The following is a 16657-nucleotide window of genomic DNA, read 5'->3' on the forward strand; positions in this document are numbered from 1 at the left end:
CTTGAGTATAGGGAAACATGATAGGTTTTTCGTTCCGGCAGTTGGAGTATTTCGTGGCTGCGGCCGAGCACGGCAGCATCAGCGCGGCCGCCAGAGCGCGGCATGTGTCGCAACCCTCGGTGTCGCTGGCGATCTCGCAGCTCGAAGGCACGTTGGGCGAACGCCTGTTTCGGCGGCAGGTCAGTCGCGGGCTCGAACTGACCCCCGCGGGCCAGCGTCTATTGGGGCGGGCTCGGGATATCCTCAACCTGGCGGTGGCGATGACCCAGGTACATGGGGGGCCGCAGGCGTTGCGCGGTCAGCTGACGCTGGTCTGTTTCCAGGACTTGGGGCCGTACTATGCGCCGCGCCTGCTCGCAGGTTTTCGTGCGCAACACCCGGAAGTGACAGTCACCTTGTTCGAAACCGACCTGGCGGGTGTGCATCGGACTCTCAGCGCCGGCAAGGCCGAGTTGGCATTGACCTATGAGTTGGGGCTCGATCCGCTGGCCGAACGCAAGGTGCTCGCCCAACTGCCGCCCTATGCCTTGTTGCCGGCCGATCACCCATTGGCGGCTCAGGCCGAGGTCTCGCTGCTGGACCTGTCGTACGAGTGCCTGATCCTGGAAGACATTGCGCAGACGCGGGAGTATTTCCTCTCGTTATTCTGGTCCCAGGATCTGCACCCCATGGCGCAGCAATACACCCAGACCTTCGAGATGCAACGGGGTCTGGTGGCCCACGGTTATGGCGTTGCCTTGTCCTGTACCCGGCCTGTGGGCGACCAGAGTTACGACGGCAAGCCGATCGCCTGTCGCCCGATCCGCGAGGAGCTCAATCCCCAGCGAGTGGTGCTCGCCCAATCCACGGCCATGCGCCCGTCACAGGTCGCGCAGGCGTTCATGAGTTGGGCCGCGGCCGACACTTTGGAGGGTTAGGCTGTAAACGCGCACGGCGGTTCGTAATGGGTGCCCGGATCTGCTTTACCGAATACGAGAAGGGCGCCCTAGGTGTCTTTTCCCGTTCTAACGCTGTGAATCAGTCAGATGCCTCTGATACCACTTACCTCGCCGAGCAGAACAAACGTCATGGATCCTTTCACTTGGTTCGCGGCTATCCTCTTTAAGATGTACGGATGCTAAGTGTCGATTTCGAAGGAGGAAGTCAGGTCCGAAATTGGCCGTTTTCTGCCTGTCTCGACCGGTTGAATCCACAACTCATAGTGGACGAGATCAAGCAGCGAGAGCCTGCTAGCCTTGAGTGTCAGCTAACCTACAAGAGTACTGACGATGCAGATGATTCAAGTAGGGGCAGTGGTTTGAATCATATCCGTGCGTCATTGCGTTAGGCTGGATTGCCTTACGATGATGTGAGCTATCCAGGGCGGCAGTTTTACCGATTCGAATTGGATGGGAAATGGGTAGCATATGGAGGATTGGAGGGGGCTGGTCCCGATCTTCTGCTGCGCTCTCTAGTTGTTTGCGAGGAGCATCGTGGAGCGGGACTGGGAAAAGCGGTGTTGTTGGAACTCGAACAATTCGCGGCCTCCCAAGGCGCAGCCCGACTGCATTTGTTGACCCAAAACGCGGTAAATTTTTTTGCAAGCAGTGGGTACGAATTGCTTGATACGGATAAGGCACCTGTCGCAATTACCCAGACAGCTCAGTTCAAGCATTTGTGCTCTTCTTCAGCAAGTTACCTGCGGAAAACTTTAAACGCTTCCCATTGTGTGAAGTAACCCATCGAATCGCTTCTGGGCCATCGCTAGCGTGGATAGTCAACGCTAGCGATGGCTGAGTGCAGTTTATATAATTTAAAGCTTCCGAAATTGGGTTATTGGCTGGCAAGGGCGTGGAGCGCGACCCGCGAAGCGGCCAGGTCCCAAGCTGCGGTACCAACGCTTTTAAATACAACGGGTCGTGACGAATCGATCGGGCCGCGAATGGCTGCTGCCAGCGATCTGACTTGAGACCAATCCACACCTGCCCGCAACAGGTCGCCTGCTTCGTGCTTCGCACCGGCAGTATCGTCAGCATAGAGAACGCTACCGTCCAGAGTGACTTTGCCAAGCTCCGCCATCTCTGGCTTGAAAGCACCTACACCAATAATCAATCGACCAGGTTTGGCTAGCTCGTTGTAGACCGGCTCTGTGCTGGTGGTTACGGTGATTACCACATCCACGTCGGGAATGCTGTCGCCGCACGATTGCAAGTGCTCGTGCAGGTCTCGATTGTTGTTGCAGAAGTCTGCCGTCGCTTGCGCGTCAATTCCTCGAACCCACAGCATGCACTGTGGGAAAAGGGCGTTGATAGCTTGTACGTGATGACGTGCTTGTGCGCCGGTCCCGAAGAGTAAGATCTGTTTCGGTTCACGCTTCAACAGCGTCCGAATCGCCAGGAGGGTTACTGCCGCAGTACGACGCCCTGTGACTTCTGGGCCGTCGAGCAAGCACTTTATCTGTCCGGTTACGGCATCACATACGGTTACCGTGCCGTTGATCGTGGGCAGCTGATGCTGCACATTCCCTGGCTGGACGTTAACCAGTTTGTGGATGCCGATGTCCTGGGCGGTGGCGGGCATGCTCAGCAAAACACCGCCGTCACCCAAGGGTACAACCAAGCGCTCAGGGCTCAGAATTGAACCTGCTTCCAGTTCGGTTGCGGCTTGTGCAATAGCGTCAACGAGTTTTTTGAAATCTAGCAGTGCCGCTGTCTGCGCTTGATCACAGACGGTAATCGAAAGGTTTTTCGGGGCGGCATTATTCGCCAGCATATTATTCATTGAATATTCCTTTTGCTGTGATCAGTAGTGGCAGATGTCGGAAAGAAACTGTTGTGCGCGCAAGTGCGTTGATATTCGGCCTACGCCTGGCGTATGGACGGCACAGCCATCGCAGGCAAGCCGCGCTCGTATGTGGCCTCAGTGTAAAATTTGCGCAAGAAAGGCCTTGGCCCGCGCACTGTTCGGGGCGCTGAAGAAGTCCTGAGGCGGTGCGTCCTCAATGATCTGGCCGCCGTCGAGGAACAGCACGCGCTCGGCCACTTGCCGCGCAAATCCCATTTCGTGGGTCACGCAGAGCATGGTCATACCGCTGCCGGCCAGGTTAACCATCACATCCAAAACTTCGCTTACCATCTCCGGGTCGAGCGCCGAGGTGGGTTCGTCGAACAGCATGATTTTGGGTTCCATGCACAACGCCCGGGCGATGGCCACGCGCTGTTGCTGGCCCCCCGAGAGCTGGCTGGGGTACTTGCCGGCCTGGCTGGCGATACCGACTTTTTGCAGGAAGTGCTGGGCCAGTTCCTCGGCCTTCTTGCGGTTCAGGCCACGCACCGAAATCGGGGCCAGGGTGCAGTTATCGAGCACGCTCATGTGCGGGAACAGATTGAAATGCTGGAACACCATGCCTATTTCACTGCGGACCTTGGCGGCCTCGCGGTTGGTCTGGGCCAAGTCGGTGTCGTTGACCAGAATGCGTCCTTTTTCGGCGATTTCCAGGCGGTTGATGCAGCGGATCAGCGTCGATTTTCCGGAGCCGGAAGGCCCACAGAGCACGATGCGCTCGCCTTCGCGCACTTTCAGATCGATGTTGTGCAGCACATGGAAGGCGCCATAGAACTTGTTCAGGCCTGCGATATCAACCACCACCTTACGGGTGTCCGGGCTTGCGGCGAGCGGAGTGTCTACAAGGGCAGAGAGGGCATGCATGGTCTTGTCTCCGGAAATCAGTGAAAGCGCTCGGCGCTGTACGGGGCAGGGTTGGTAAAGGGGGTGGCACCGGTCATCAACTCGGCCAGCAGACGACCGCAGACCGGGCCGAGGGTCAGGCCATGGTGGGCATGCCCGAAGTTGAACCACAAACCTTTGTGTCGTGGCGCCGGGCCGATCACCGGGCACATGTCCGGCAGGCACGGACGACGACCCAACCAGGGCTCGGCGTCCAGGCGTTCGCCCAGCGGATAGAAAGTACGCGCCAGTTCTTCGCAGCGACGCAACTGGATTTCGTTGATCGGGTCTTCGCTGTCGGCGAACTCGATTCCGGTGGTCAGGCGAATGCCGTTCATCATCGGTGCCAGGACATATCCGCCCACGGGATCGAGCAGCGGTTGTTGCAAGCGGGTGCCTGGCAGGGCGGCATAGTGCATGTGGTAGCCGCGTTTGATCGCCAGCGGAATGTCATACCCCAGCGGCTCAAAGATGCCACGGGCTTGCGGGCCGAGGGCTACCACGGCTTCGTCGGCAATCACCAGGCCCTGTTCGCTCTGCACTTCCCATTTACCGACGCGTTGGCGCAGGGAGAGGGCATCACCGAGGACGAACACGCCACCGCGCTTGACAAACAGTTCGGCATAGCCACGGGTCAGGCCGCCTGGATCGCTGACGGTCTTGGGGTCCAGCCAGTGAATGCCGCCGACCACAGTGGTGTGCAGGCCCGGTTGACGGGCATGGATCTGGTCCCGGCCGAGCACTTCATAATTTAGGCCATAGTTCTTGAGCGCGGCGGCATCGCCCTGGGCCTTGGCAAAAGCCGGTTGAGAGCTGTACGCCTCGACCCAACCATTGGCCTGTATCAACGGGCCCATGCCGGCCGGTTCCGAGATCAGGTCATGTTCGCTGACGCAGCGCTCCACCAATGGCAACATGGCCCGGGTCGCGGCGGCCAACCCCTTGGCCCCGGAGTGCCGCCAGTATTGCAGTAACCACGGGCCGGCCTTGGGCAGATACTTGAGGCTGTAACGCACGTCCGACTGCTGGTTGAGGGCGTAGCGCAACAGGCTCGAGAGCTGGCGCGGGAACGAATAGGGGATCACGCTGGCGCGTTCGATCAGCCCGGCGTTGCCGTGGCTGGTGCCATTGCCCGGCTGTTGGCGGTCGATGAGTACGACCTTGCGGCCGCGAGCCTGTAACTGGAGTGCGGTACTGACGCCGACAATCCCGGCGCCCAGAACGATGGTTTCGCAATGCATGGGTAGATCCTTGGTGCAGGGGTGCCCACGGCAGCCCGAGAGAAAATCGGTTTACTGCAGGTGACGGCCGAGGCGTCCCTCGATCGCTTTTAGGCTGCGCCTCACCACTTCCACAATCAGCAGGTAGAGCACGGCGGCCCAGAGGTAGATCTGGAAGTCGAAACTGCGCGAGAAGGCCAACTTGGTCACCCCCATCAAGTCGTAGATGGTCACCAGGGAGGCGATGGCGCTGGCCTTGATCATCAGGATCAGTTCATTGCCCAGCGGGCCAATGGCGACCACCAGGGATTGCGGCAGGATGATTTTGCGAAAGGTGGTCCAGCGCGACAGGCTGAGGGCTTTCGAGGCTTCGCGCTGGCCTTGGGTCACGGCCAGGATGCTGCCGCGCAAAATCTCGGCCTGATAGGCCGCGGTGTTCAGGGTGAAGGCCAGCAGCGTGCAGAACCAGGCGTCGCGGAAGAACCACCAAAGACCCACGTCCTGCCAGAAGCCTTTGAACGAGCCCAGGCCGTAATAGAGCATGAACAGCTGGGCCAGCAACGGCGAACCACGGAAGAAATACACATAGACACCGGTAAAAAGGCTGATAAAGCGGTTGCTCGACAGCCGGCCCAAGGCGATCAGCAGACCGAGCAGGGCGCCCAGCGTGAAGGAAATCGCCACCAGCTTGGCGGTCACCAGCAGACCATCGATGAAGCGTGGACCATAACGCTCCAGCAAATCAGGACTAAGGAACAGGTTCTGCAGTTCATCGAAGCTCATGGGCGAGCGCTCCGTTGATGGCGGCTGAAATGTTGCTCCAGGAACTGAAACAGCCGGCCTGAAATAGCCGAGAAAAACAGGTAGCCAAAGCAGGCCACGGCGTAGAACAGCATCGGTTCTTTGGTGACGCTGACCGCCAGGTTGGTCTGGCGCATCAGGTCCACCAGGGATATGGTCGATACCAGCGAGGTGTCCTTGAGCAGCGATAGCCAGTTGTTCGACAGGCCAGGCAAGGCAATGCGCACCAGTTGTGGCAGTACCACTTTGGTAAAGGTGGTGCGCCGGGACAAGCCCAGGGCCGCAGCGGCTTCGAACTGGCCTTTGGGCACGGTCTTGAAGGCGCCCAGCCAGATCTGGCTGGAAAACGCGGCAAACACCAGGCTGAAGGCGATCATCGCGGCGAGGAAGGTATTGATGGCGACTTCGGCCTCGTAGCCCATTGCAGCCAACAGTTTCTGCGCGCCGATCTGGCAGCCGTAGTAGATGATCAACAGTGTCAGCAATTCGGGCAGCCCACGGAACACGGTGGAAAACACTGTACTAATGGCTCGCGGCCAACGTCTCCGGGAACGGGCGGCCAGTGCGACGCCCAAGCCCAGCGGCAGGCCGATCGGCAGGCAGCTCAGGGCCAGGGCAATGGTCACCAGGGCGCCGGCCAGCAACGCCAAGCCCCAGCCGCCGCTGGCGAACGATAGCAGTGACAGATGTTCGAACATGCTCGAACCCTCTCGGTAAATTAAGCTCGCATGTCCTCGCCGCACCCGTTGAGGGTGCGGTGTAACATGTCGGAAATGAACGACCCTCAGGCTCGCCTGAGGGTCAGGGGATCAATAGATATCGAAAGCGAAGTAGCGGCTGGATATCTTCTTGTAGGTGCCGTCGGCGACGATTTCATCCAGCGCCTTGTTAAATCGCTCGCGCAGGGCATCGTCGCCCTTGCGCACCGCGATGGACGCATCGGCGGTGGTGCCGTTGACGTCACCTATAATCTTGCAGCAATCCTTGCCGGCGCTTTCGGTCCAGGCAAGCAGCGGGAATTTGTCGGCAATAACCCCGTCGACGCGGCCGGCAGCCAGGTCGCTGTTGGCTTCATCCAGGGTGGGGTAGAACTTCACGTCGGCTCCTGCCGGGCCGTAATGTTCTTCGGCATAGATGGCCTGGGTCGAGGATGCCTGGGCACCGACCGTGCGGCCCTTGAAGTTCGTCTGGGCGTCGGTGATGTTCGAGTCCTTGGATACCGCCACGGACAGAGGGGTACGGTAGTAGTGGCGGGTGAAATCGATTTTCTGCTTGCGCTCATCGGTTGCGATCATCGAAGCCACGACCGCATCGTATTTCTTCGCCATTAGCGCCGGGATAATCCCTTCCCAGTCCTGGGCTACGATGCTGCACTGCACTTTCATGCGTTCGCACAGCGCGTTGGCGATATCCACATCGAAACCGTGCAGCTTGTTGTCCGAGTCAACGTAGTTGAACGGCGGGTAAGCGCCTTCGGTAGCTATCTTCAGTACTTCAGCCTGCGCGCTGGTGGCCCCGGCCAGGACCATTGCGCATACTCCGGCAAAGCGAATGACGTGTTTCATCCAGCACCTCGTTTTATTGTTTTGAGTTTGGTGATGATGTGTATCCAACGAACTCGTTGTGTAAGGCCGCGATTGCTTCAAGACGCTTTTCGACCTCGGGACCCAGCTGTTTGCAGACGTCGTTGACCAGCAGGTGGACCAGCGACAGCATCGCCGCCGTCGATTCCCAGAACAGGTTGAACTCGGTGGGCACGCGGAACACTTCATCGGCGTTCTGTTCGGCCCAGTCGCAAAAGGTGTCGGTGATCAGCGTCACAGGGATTCCGGCATCGCGGGCCTTGCGGCACAGGGTCAGGGCGTGGCGGGAATAGCGGCGGGCTTCGAACACCACCAGCGCACTGTCTTCGGGGGCACTGAGCAACACATCGGCGTAATGCCCAAGCACGACTGCGCACCTCGCTGCAGCGCCGCCATCAGGACGGCTTGCCCGACCACCTGATTAGCGTTTTCGAAGATATCAGCGCCGAATACGTCGAACGTGAGCGCCTGCAGACACGCATTTTGGAATTGGAAGCGCGCTTGACTGAGCGCGCTTGACACAATGCCGGTATGCATTTCGAGTCTTCCTTGATGAACTAAAAAAGCTCCTATTTCATTTCCCATTTCAAACCAACATGGCACAGAACGGACGTAGAGCGAAGTAGGCTTTTTAGTGAACTTTCAACTCCATGTGGGGCTGAGAGTGAATGGCGACTTTTGGCCGATTCTGTTGAAAAAGTCGGTTCTTCCAGACCGCCCACATACTGTCCGCTGAAAATGCGTTTTTTGCGCGCTGCTACGCGAAATCTGAGCCCGGAATCCTCTGCTGAAAGTAAAGATTTCAATCTCAAGCGCGTACTTTTTACCGTGGAAACGATGGCCGACTTTTTCAACAGAATCGGCCGATAACTGCTCTTCACGAGGGTCAGCATTGGGTCCAGGCTGTGTGAAAACGCCAGTGTTTGTCTACCCTTCTGATCGTCGATCTCGTATCGGGGGCGATCATGAAGCGATTCATCGAAGGTGAGACTCGGACGCAAGTGACGTTGCTGCCGGAGTGCCTGGACGATTATGTAGCCGAAGAAAATCCAGTCCGAGTGGTCGACGTTTTCGTCGATGAACTCGACCTGGGCGCACTTGGGTTTGAGGTATCGATCCTGCTGCAACGGGGCGTCCGGCCTACCATCCCGCGATCTTGCTGAAGATCTATATCTACGGCTACCTCAATCGGATTCAGTCCAGCCGTCGGCTTGAGCGTGAGGCCGAACGCAACGTCGAGTTGATGTGGTTAACGGGGCGCTTGGCTCCGGACTTCAAAACCATTGCCGACTTTCGCAAAGACAGCGGCAAAGCTATCCGCAGCGTATGCCGCCAGTTCGTAGTGCCTTGCCGCAACCTCAATCTCTTCTCTCAGTCGATCATCGCCATCGACGGCAGCAAATTCAAAGCCGTCAATAATCGCGACCGCAACTTCACTCAGGGCAAGGTGAAGGCACGTATGCAGCAGATCGAGCAGAGCATTGATCGATATCTGGCGGCGATGGATTCAGCGGATCGGGCAACGCCCGAAGTGGCCGAGGCCAAAGCAGAGCGGCTGAAAGAAAAGATAGAAACACTGAAAAAGCAGATGCAGAAACTCAAAGAAATCGAGGCGCAGCTCCACGAAAGTCCAGACCAGCAGATCTCCCTACCAGACCCAGATGCACGCTCAATGGCCACAAACGACCGAGGCACCGGAACGGTTGGCTACAACGTACAAACAGCTGTCGACGACAAACACCATCTGATCATTGCCCATGAGGTGACCAACGTCGGTAATGATCGTGGGCAACTGAGCAATATGGCGAATCAAGCGCGTGAAGAAATCAGGGCTGAATCGCTAACGGTGGTGGCCGATCGAGGCTATTACAAAGGTCTGGAAATCCTTGCTTGCGAGCAAGCCGGCATCACTACCTTCGTACCGAAAAACCCCTCACATCTGGCAGCAAAGCCGAAGGCCGATTTGGTAAGCAGGACTTCATCTACCTTGCTTCATCGGACGAGTATCGATGCCCTGCGGGACAGCTACTAACCAGGCGGCATTCGTCGATGGAAGACGGCATGTTACTGCATTGTGAATCGCCCCGGGTTTCGTAGACACCTCCATGCCTTAAACTGAGGCCAATCAGGAGGTGCCATGAGCAACCCACGTTATCCCGAAGAATTCAAAATCCAAGCGGTCAATCAAGTGACCGAAAAGAAGCTGCCTGTCGCTGATGTGGCGGCGCGTCTTGATGAGAGCCCCTTGGCCAAACCAAGCCGAGTCCATGCGGTATTCAGTACTTCGGGCACGTCGCTCGTGATCAACGTACTCGGTCACCGCATTGAGCAAGCCCCACGCAGTTCCTTGGGCCGATTCCAGCGTGGCGCCGTGACCTCCGCCTTCGTATAGGCTTTGAACCTTGCGCAATGCGCGCTCGTTCGGCAGGACTTCGGGCAGTTTGCTATTGGGGGGGACGTCACACACAACGCTCATGAAAAAGCCCATCGCTTCATGCCACTGCACCTTGCGTTCAGACAGAGTGCGCATTCGATGCATGAAGGTGTCCCACTGTGAAACGGCGATGCCTAACTGCTTTTTCACCGCCTGTGGATCGAAGCGGGTGTTGTGCGGTACCTTGATCGCGCGGGTGGTGCCATCCAGAGCGATGGTCAGGGTGTTGTTGCAGACCACGCGCACGGTGGTCGGGGTCGCTGTGGTGGCCAGAGTGCCGTCACAGGAGGTGGCCAGCAGTAGGTAGCCATTCACCTGGTCGTTACCACGGAGCGTCGTGCCTTGCCCAGTACGGGCCAGCGCCCAGAACTTGCGACCGCCTTTGAGCACTCCAGCGGTTTCCAGCTCGTAGCCCGAGACTTCGGTGAGATCGCGATAAAACTCCAAGACCTCACGCGGCTGCACGACCTGGTAGCGCTGAGAAACCACCGACAGAGGGGCCTTGGTGTCGGAGCGATACAGCACCTTCTGCTCAGGGAAGGTATGAATTGAGCCCAGGTGCCCGATGGCGTCAGACTTAAAATGGACCGGGCTTTCCTGAATCTGCCAGTCCATACCCGCTTCACGCTGCCAGACTTCGAGCGGTTGTTTGGGGGAGAGGCGACTGCCCAGACCATGCCAGGGCGTGGCACCAACGTAAGCCATTTGTTCAACGAGATGAGCCATGGAAATGATTCCTTGCGAATGAAGGGAAAAGCGCGTCGTTTCATTAACCAACGACGCCTGTTCACAACGACTTAACGGTTGACGCTGAAGCTGTAGCCACACGCCAGGCACTGATAGTTGAGAAGGATTTTTTCATCGATCTGCTCGCCCAGCGTGGCCCCGGCAATGCCACCTGCGACCCCACCGAACAGACCACCCAAAATCGCCCCGGCGATGCTGCCGATAGCGATTCCCACCGGCCCGCCGACTACTCCCAGCACCGCGCCGGCTTCTGCGCCTGAAAGGGCGCCGGCGGCACCGCTGGCCACACCGCCTGCCGCACCAATTAATCCACCCGTTTGTTTACCGATATTTTTCGTGACGACGCGTCCAGAGTTACAGCTTGGGCACGGGTTATACATACGCAGATCCTCTCCAGTGATGAGCGTGCTGAGCCAAAAGTGAGCACGCCAAATCCCCGACAGCAGTCGATACCGTGGGGCGTTCACGTAGGTGATATAGATCTGAAATATTTTCGGATGTGATTTCGATCGGTAACAGCTGGTGCTTGCGGTAACTGAACTCGGGTTGACTTGCCGATCTCAAGACCTATAATTACCAAATGGTAATTAATGGTGGTTGTAGATGCTCCGACAATCTGCGGCAAAAAGTGGGGATGCGACGTGCAGATCTCGTCGCAGAATAAAAAGTAGATGGGCGTTAATAGTGGGTTGGCCGCTTGTTACAACCAGAGTGCGAATGTCAAGGCGCTTCGCTATGGCATCGTCCGTGCTGTTCGCTTCTGCGGTGGCAGTCTGGTACCCGATTCCGTACAGGGACAGTGTGACTACTGATGATGCCTACGTCCGGGCCGATCTGACCCCGCTAGTATCACACGTTGAAGGATATCTCGTGGATGTGCCGATCCGCGACAATCAGAGAGTGCGTTCTGGCGATTTGTTGGCATTAGTGCAGGATGCTGATTATCGAGAAAAGGTCGCCGAAGCTCAGGCTAAGTCTGATTTAGCCGCTGCCGCGCTGGTCGAATCTCTCAGCCAAAAGCAATATCAACAGATTCAAGTAGAAGCGGCTGCGGCATCCTTACGGGCTTTACACGCTGAGTTGGATCGCGCAGTTGCTGATCACAGTCGCTATCATGCTTTACTGCCAAGTGGATCTGTGTCTCGCCAGCAGGTTGATGGTATTGATGCAGACGTTAAGCGTTTGAGCGCTAATCTTGCCCAGAGGCGCGCCGAGTGGATGGCGGCGCAACAGCGGGAGAAAATGAGCAATGCGAGTATAAACAAGGCGAGAGCCAATCTTCAGGCTGCACAGTCGAGTCTGAATCTGCGCAATATAGATCTTGGCTGGACACGTATCACGTCTCCGGTTGATGGCGTCATTGGCGAGCGTCATGTGCGTCCTGGTATGTATGTGCGCACCGGAACGCTGATCGCCGATGTAGTTCCGCTGCCACATGTTTGGGTGGTCGCAAATTTTAGGGAAAGCGAGATAACGCATATACGCCCAGGACAGCGCGTTACTATTTTGGTTGACAGTCTGCCTGGCCGAGCATTCGAAGGTAAGGTTGACAGTCTTCAGCCTGCCAGCGGGGCGCAGTTTGCTTTGCTTCCAGCCGACAATGCGACAGGTAATTTCACTAAGGTAGTTCAGCGTTTTCCGGTGAAGATCACACTTGACCCGAGTCAGGATTCGCAGTCCTCTCTGCTCCCGGGTATGTCCGTTACTACGACCATTCACACATCAACCGGACTGAGTTCAGGAAATTTTATTGATTGGTTAACCGGCTGGCTGCGAGGGCGGGTGTGAGTGACTCTTTAGGCCTTGCCGTATCAGAAGTGAATAGTCGGCTGAAGTCGCGACTTTTTCCCGGATCTTTGATTCGATGGGATCGTCGGCGTTTTTCGGCCTGCGTGGCCGCTATTGCTGCAGCCTGGATGACCGTGCTCGGTGCCCGATACGTTGTGCTGGGATTTGCCGATGTACGGGGTGGTTTAGGCCTGGGGGTTGACGAAGGTACTTTGCTTTCTTCAGCTTATGCCGCTGGAGATGTAGTCGGCGTGGTGATTGGCTGCTGGTTGGCAACTGCGTTATCACTTCGACGGGTGTTGTTAGGGGCAACGTTGCTCTTTATGGCTACCTCGGTATTAATGGCGTTCAGCCCTCCTTATGCTGCTCAGATCATCGTTCGCTTTGCACAGGGTATGGCCGGCGGGGTCCTATTACCGATGGCGATAGTTGCGCTATTGCGAACTCTACCGGCTAGGCATCGTGCTCTTGCTTTGGCACTGTATATCTCCGCCTCGACTCTGGCCCCGCAGTTGGCCGCTGCAATCACAGGCTGGCTGCTCGACCACTGGGGATGGCGCGCACTGTTTCTCGCAAACCTTCTGCCTGGCATATTCGCATTGATCGCGGGTTTCTATGGTCTGCCGCGCGAAAGACTGCGTTTGCGGCCTTTGCTTCATATGGATCGGTTTGGAATGCTCCTGTTCGTTGGCGGGCTTGGCATGCTCGCCTGTGCTTTCGATCAGGGTAATCGGCTTGATTGGTTACAGGCAACCCCAATTAGAGTGTTGCTATTCGCCGGTACGGTTGCCATATGCGGATTTATATATCACGTGGTCAGAGTGAGGCATGATCGCCTGCTTAATGTAGAACTGCTGTCGAGACGCAATATAGTACTGGGCATTTTGGGAATTTTGCCTTTCAGTGTCGCTGTGACAGGTTGCAGCTATGTGATTCCCCAATTCCTTATACAGATACACAGCTATCATCCGCGCGAATTGGGAGCGGTGCTGTGGGATGCAGGCTGGCCGCAATTGATTAGTTTTGCGGGCGCGGTAGTGTGCTTGGATAGGAAATGGTTGGGAGGTCCCCGTCGTTTACTTGTATTGGGGGGCGTATTGGTCGCCACGGGTGCTCTGCATGACAGCTTGAACATCGACGGCTCATGGGAGGGCGATGAGTTGCGCATTGGGCAGATATTGCAGGGCTTAGGGCTGCCCCTGATCTTGTTGCCACTACTGTATTTGTATGTTGGTGATCTTTTGCCGCGCGAGGGATTGCATGCTGCTATGGCATTCAATGTTATGCGCAGTATCTGCGGTACGGCGGGGTTGGCTTGGGTTAGCACTTTGGATCGAGTACGTGAGCAAACCCGATCTAATGTACTTATGGATTATGTGAGCACATCCTCGGCCGCTGTTTCAGCGAGGCTGGATGCCCTTATCTCGGCAGTCAGTATGCGGTCCAGCGGCAGTGATCAGGCGACGGAACAGGCATTGCATCTACTAGCTAGTAATGTGCGGCTTCAATCTCAGATTTTGGCGCATGCCGATACCTTGGCAGCGATCGCTGTGGTTACATTAATAGGTGCAGTGTTGGCGGCATTTATGATGCCCTACGGATCGGGACATCCCAGTTCTAATGTCCGCCACGCTTGAGTACCGTGCTTATTAGCACTCTCGCCAGAGTGTATGATATTTAATGGTATCCATACTCAAAGGACTTCATTGATGTTGAGTCTGAATAATGCCCTTTAGTCTATTGCGGCGGCGCAATTTAAGACTGAGCGAATCAATCAGCCGATGAGGATTGCGGTGGAGGACGCTGGAGAGGATTTAATCGCGCATATCCGGATTGGTGAGTTCGGTATTAGCCCTTTAGATATGGCTCGATATATTCAGTCAGGCGGACCACTCTTCGCTATAAATAGTTCGAACGGGGAGGGGGGGCAGTTGCGATATATTCTTGGCGAATACAGTTGCTTCGCGACGGTACTGTTATAGGAGCCGTCGGAGTGATTGGCGGTGCGCGTGAGCGGGACGATTTAATCGTGTGAGCTGGCGTCGCAACTTTTAGTTAGCTCCGTCGCGCGTCAATGCCTGCATGGCAGCAGGTGCTCCATGCAGGAAGCGAATGATAGATATTTCGATAAAACGATCCAGATCTTCCGGAACTGTCATGTCATATACCCAGCGACGTTGGGCAAGATAAAATAATTCACCGTGTAATCCCCATGCAACTTCAAGCTCAGCCGACGATAAGGTCTCACCGGGTGGCTTTTCGCAGGAAAGCTCACGTAATTCCATCGCCACTGGTTCGATCACTTTGGTCTGGATTAGGGAAAGATAACGTTGACTGATGCCGACGCCCTTGAGTCCTGCAAAAATAAAAATCCTAACCCAGTCATATCGAAAGATCGCAGGCAAATATGCCTTGTAAAAGTCGATTAATCGCGCTTCCAAGGTCTTTCCAGGCTGCTTTAGCATTGCCTCCCATTCAGGTTGCCAGCGGCTAAGGTAGACCTCTTGGTACACTCTATCTATCAACGCCTCTTTCGTTGCGAAATAACGAAACAGGTTCTGGTGTGTGATTCCAAGGCGTTCGGCTAACTCGCGTAGGGTACCTTCGAATCCGACCTCGGCGAAAAAGCGTACCGCCTCTTCAATAATCTCCCTCTCACGCTCTTGGGGGGGCATGCGTTTGCGTTTGTTTGGCGTTGGCCTCGAGGAGTCGTCGATCGTCTCGGCGGGGGCACATTTGCGTTTCGATTGTGGTGATCTGATCATGCTTTCAGCATAACGATAGACAATCGCTTGGTAAACAAGGTGGGACGCTTTGCAGTGAAATGTCGCACCACGCTCGCTAATTACTGATTGGTAAATAACTATTGATCGGTTGATTTTTTGCCCTATAATTACCATCCGGTAATTATTCACGTTGCGGACAAACTGAAGCGCATTTCAAATCAATTAGGAGGATTTCTGTAATGGCTAAAGCCCCCGAAACTGTATCAGTCAACGATCAGCGTTTCCTTGCTGGCCAGGCGGCGTTTGAGGAGATCACTGGGCTGCGTTCTAGTGAATTCTTGGACGGGCTAAAGGACCTTGCTCCTGCTATAGGCCGATTTGTTATGGAGTGGGAATTTGCCGATGTCTATGGGCAGAGTTCGTTAGATCTGCGTACCAGAGAACTCATTATGGTAGCTGGATGTGTTGCGCTAGGAGCAACTGCTGCTCCCATTCTGAAACTGCGAATTGGCTCAGCCTTGCGTGCCGGTGTTTCGCGTCAGGAAATTATTGACACAATTATCCAAATAGGTATAGCTGCCGGAGTTCCTGCTGCACTAGCGGCGATTCAGTCTGCTGGAGAAGTATTTGCAGTGCTCGATGCTTAAAGTGTTATCTGTTGCTTTTTTAGTAGGGAGCTCGAGAATAAAACAAGGCTCTGCGATGTTTGGAAGGCCCGGCTAGGGGTGGTCTGAGGTAGTCATATTTTTTTGTAAAATTCGGCTGCCTTCAATTTTGAAAGTGCCGATTTGATCCAAAACGCTCAGATCACTCACTCATTCCTATCTTTATTAGCCGCCGTGAGAACCTCGCGGTGGCTATTCCCTATATTACAGGCACACCTCTCCTGTATCGCTCGCTAAATGTCGGAATGCCATCCACAGATTCGACATTGCAAATCGCGTCGCCAGATGTGCCGTGTCCTTTGCCAGGCTAGGGAAGCGTGTTTTCACAAAACTGAACTGGCTATTGATCATTGGAAAGGGTGTTAGAACTTATTCAAAATTACTTTACCGCTCGCTTCTGTAGGCTCGTTATATACGTCGCTCTGAATCGCATGCCTACCTGCAGTGGGTGTCGATGCGACTTCAATCGGGATACTACTGCCAAGCTTATCCACTGCCACTGGGACACAAAAACATAAATCTTTCTTGGGTCATTTTTCAATAAGCTCCAACATGTAAGCCTGTGCTTGCTATTGTGTAGCTGCGAAGCGACGCCCGGTCTGGCTCTGACGTAACAGCCGTATTCATCGTTAGCTGAGTAAATTTTTAAGCCTGGTTACTGACAAGCTTTTAAGCAGGTTGATCATCACTCCAGTGTTCCGTCACTTGAAGGATGTCAGCTTTGGTGGTCTTAGCTTCATGATGGTGAGAGCCATGGCAGTTTGAGAGTCTGCCACAGCTATTTGTTAAAAAGCTAAACTCACTTCGCGTCTATATCCAGCGCTAGCTTGTAACTTTTCTGGTTTTCAAGGTTTTTAATGTAGGTTTCAATATGTGGAAATTCGCTCTTGGATTTGAGCAGGTTGAGCGCGCCTTTCACCTCAAATCCCAGCATGAAGTCTGCTCCTGTGAGTCTCTCCTCGATTAAAAACTTTTTGTTATTCAAGTG

At 55.5% G+C, this 16657-nt stretch carries 13 protein-coding genes and 6 pseudogenes; 7 read left to right on the top strand and 12 right to left on the bottom strand.

The genetic code is table 11. The features are described 5' to 3' along the window. Positions 1 to 17 precede the first annotated feature (17 nt). Together UB23_RS23455 and UB23_RS30415 are read left to right on the top strand one after the other, a co-directional pair. A complete protein-coding gene (locus tag UB23_RS23455) occupies positions 18 to 917 on the top strand; it encodes a LysR family transcriptional regulator (protein ID WP_045061652.1) in 900 nt (299 codons plus the stop codon). 431 nt (positions 918 to 1348) lie between these two features. Next, entirely contained in the window at positions 1349 to 1717 is a 369-nt protein-coding gene (locus UB23_RS30415) for a GNAT family N-acetyltransferase (RefSeq protein ID WP_236695886.1), read from the top strand. Positions 1718 to 1812: 95 nt separating this feature from the next. Here the strand turns inward: UB23_RS30415 and lhpI are convergent, their stop codons facing one another. The 7 genes and pseudogenes from lhpI to UB23_RS23495 form a co-directional block, all read right to left on the bottom strand. Further along, positions 1813 to 2760, bottom strand: a complete 948-nt coding sequence (gene lhpI / locus UB23_RS23465; protein ID WP_045061653.1) for a bifunctional Delta(1)-pyrroline-2-carboxylate/Delta(1)-piperideine-2-carboxylate reductase — start codon at positions 2758 to 2760, stop codon at positions 1813 to 1815. A gap of 138 nt (positions 2761 to 2898) precedes the next feature. After that, positions 2899 to 3687 (bottom strand): amino acid ABC transporter ATP-binding protein, encoded by a 789-nt coding sequence (locus tag UB23_RS23470; RefSeq protein ID WP_045061654.1) that lies wholly within the window; start codon positions 3685 to 3687, stop codon positions 2899 to 2901. Positions 3688 to 3704: 17 nt separating this feature from the next. Further along, the gene (locus UB23_RS23475; protein ID WP_045061655.1) at positions 3705 to 4946 is read right to left on the bottom strand and encodes an NAD(P)/FAD-dependent oxidoreductase; all 1242 of its coding nucleotides are present in this window, start codon (positions 4944 to 4946) and stop codon (positions 3705 to 3707) included. Positions 4947 to 4997: 51 nt separating this feature from the next. Further along, a complete protein-coding gene (locus UB23_RS23480) occupies positions 4998 to 5708 on the bottom strand; it encodes an ABC transporter permease (RefSeq protein WP_045061656.1) in 711 nt (236 codons plus the stop codon). Then, the gene (locus tag UB23_RS23485; RefSeq protein ID WP_045061657.1) at positions 5705 to 6424 is read right to left on the bottom strand and encodes an ABC transporter permease; all 720 of its coding nucleotides are present in this window, start codon (positions 6422 to 6424) and stop codon (positions 5705 to 5707) included. The genes UB23_RS23480 and UB23_RS23485 overlap by 4 nt, the downstream gene beginning before the upstream one ends. A gap of 111 nt (positions 6425 to 6535) precedes the next feature. Continuing rightward, entirely contained in the window at positions 6536 to 7291 is a 756-nt protein-coding gene (locus UB23_RS23490; protein ID WP_045061658.1) for a transporter substrate-binding domain-containing protein, read from the bottom strand. Positions 7292 to 7304: 13 nt separating this feature from the next. Further along, positions 7305 to 7670 (bottom strand): annotated as a pseudogene (locus tag UB23_RS23495) (MurR/RpiR family transcriptional regulator); the annotation flags it as partial. 604 nt (positions 7671 to 8274) lie between these two features. Between UB23_RS23495 and UB23_RS23500 the strand changes: the two are divergent. Beyond that, positions 8275 to 9382: pseudogene (locus UB23_RS23500) on the top strand (IS1182 family transposase); the annotation flags it as partial. A 64-nt stretch (positions 9383 to 9446) separates the two neighbouring features. Next, a pseudogene (locus tag UB23_RS28885) lies at positions 9447 to 9551 on the top strand (transposase); the annotation flags it as partial. Here the strand turns inward: UB23_RS28885 and UB23_RS23505 are convergent. Next, a pseudogene (locus UB23_RS23505) lies at positions 9534 to 10469 on the bottom strand (DUF932 domain-containing protein); the annotation flags it as partial. The pseudogenes UB23_RS28885 and UB23_RS23505 sit on opposite strands and share 18 nt — an antisense overlap. Before the next feature lie 71 nt (positions 10470 to 10540). Beyond that, positions 10541 to 10870 (bottom strand): hypothetical protein, encoded by a 330-nt coding sequence (locus tag UB23_RS23510; protein WP_032902032.1) that lies wholly within the window; start codon positions 10868 to 10870, stop codon positions 10541 to 10543. Positions 10871 to 11225: 355 nt separating this feature from the next. On the opposite strand from UB23_RS23510, the gene UB23_RS23515 reads away from it, so the two are divergent. Further along, positions 11226 to 12278 (top strand): HlyD family secretion protein, encoded by a 1053-nt coding sequence (locus tag UB23_RS23515; RefSeq protein WP_052673020.1) that lies wholly within the window; start codon positions 11226 to 11228, stop codon positions 12276 to 12278. Then, positions 12275 to 13915 (top strand): MFS transporter, encoded by a 1641-nt coding sequence (locus tag UB23_RS23520; RefSeq protein ID WP_152644319.1) that lies wholly within the window; start codon positions 12275 to 12277, stop codon positions 13913 to 13915. Before UB23_RS23515 ends, UB23_RS23520 begins: the two co-directional genes overlap by 4 nt. Before the next feature lie 414 nt (positions 13916 to 14329). Here UB23_RS23520 and UB23_RS23530 read toward each other — a convergent pair whose 3' ends face one another. Then, positions 14330 to 15193: a TetR/AcrR family transcriptional regulator gene (locus tag UB23_RS23530; protein WP_233098363.1), complete on the bottom strand. Its 864-nt coding sequence runs from the start codon at positions 15191 to 15193 to the stop codon at positions 14330 to 14332. A 50-nt stretch (positions 15194 to 15243) separates the two neighbouring features. Between UB23_RS23530 and UB23_RS23535 the strand changes: the two genes are divergently transcribed. After that, on the top strand, positions 15244 to 15651 hold the full coding sequence (locus UB23_RS23535) for a carboxymuconolactone decarboxylase family protein (protein ID WP_010562376.1): 408 nt from the start codon (positions 15244 to 15246) through the stop codon (positions 15649 to 15651). A gap of 222 nt (positions 15652 to 15873) precedes the next feature. Here UB23_RS23535 and UB23_RS30420 read toward each other — a convergent pair. Together UB23_RS30420 and UB23_RS28895 are read right to left on the bottom strand one after the other, a co-directional pair. Continuing rightward, positions 15874 to 16029, bottom strand: a pseudogene (locus tag UB23_RS30420) (IS5/IS1182 family transposase); the annotation flags it as partial. 439 nt (positions 16030 to 16468) lie between these two features. Next, positions 16469 to 16657: pseudogene (locus UB23_RS28895) on the bottom strand (glutathione S-transferase); the annotation flags it as partial.

Source organism: Pseudomonas sp. ES3-33 (assembly GCF_000952175.1).
GTDB lineage: Bacteria > Pseudomonadota > Gammaproteobacteria > Pseudomonadales > Pseudomonadaceae > Aquipseudomonas > Aquipseudomonas gregormendelii.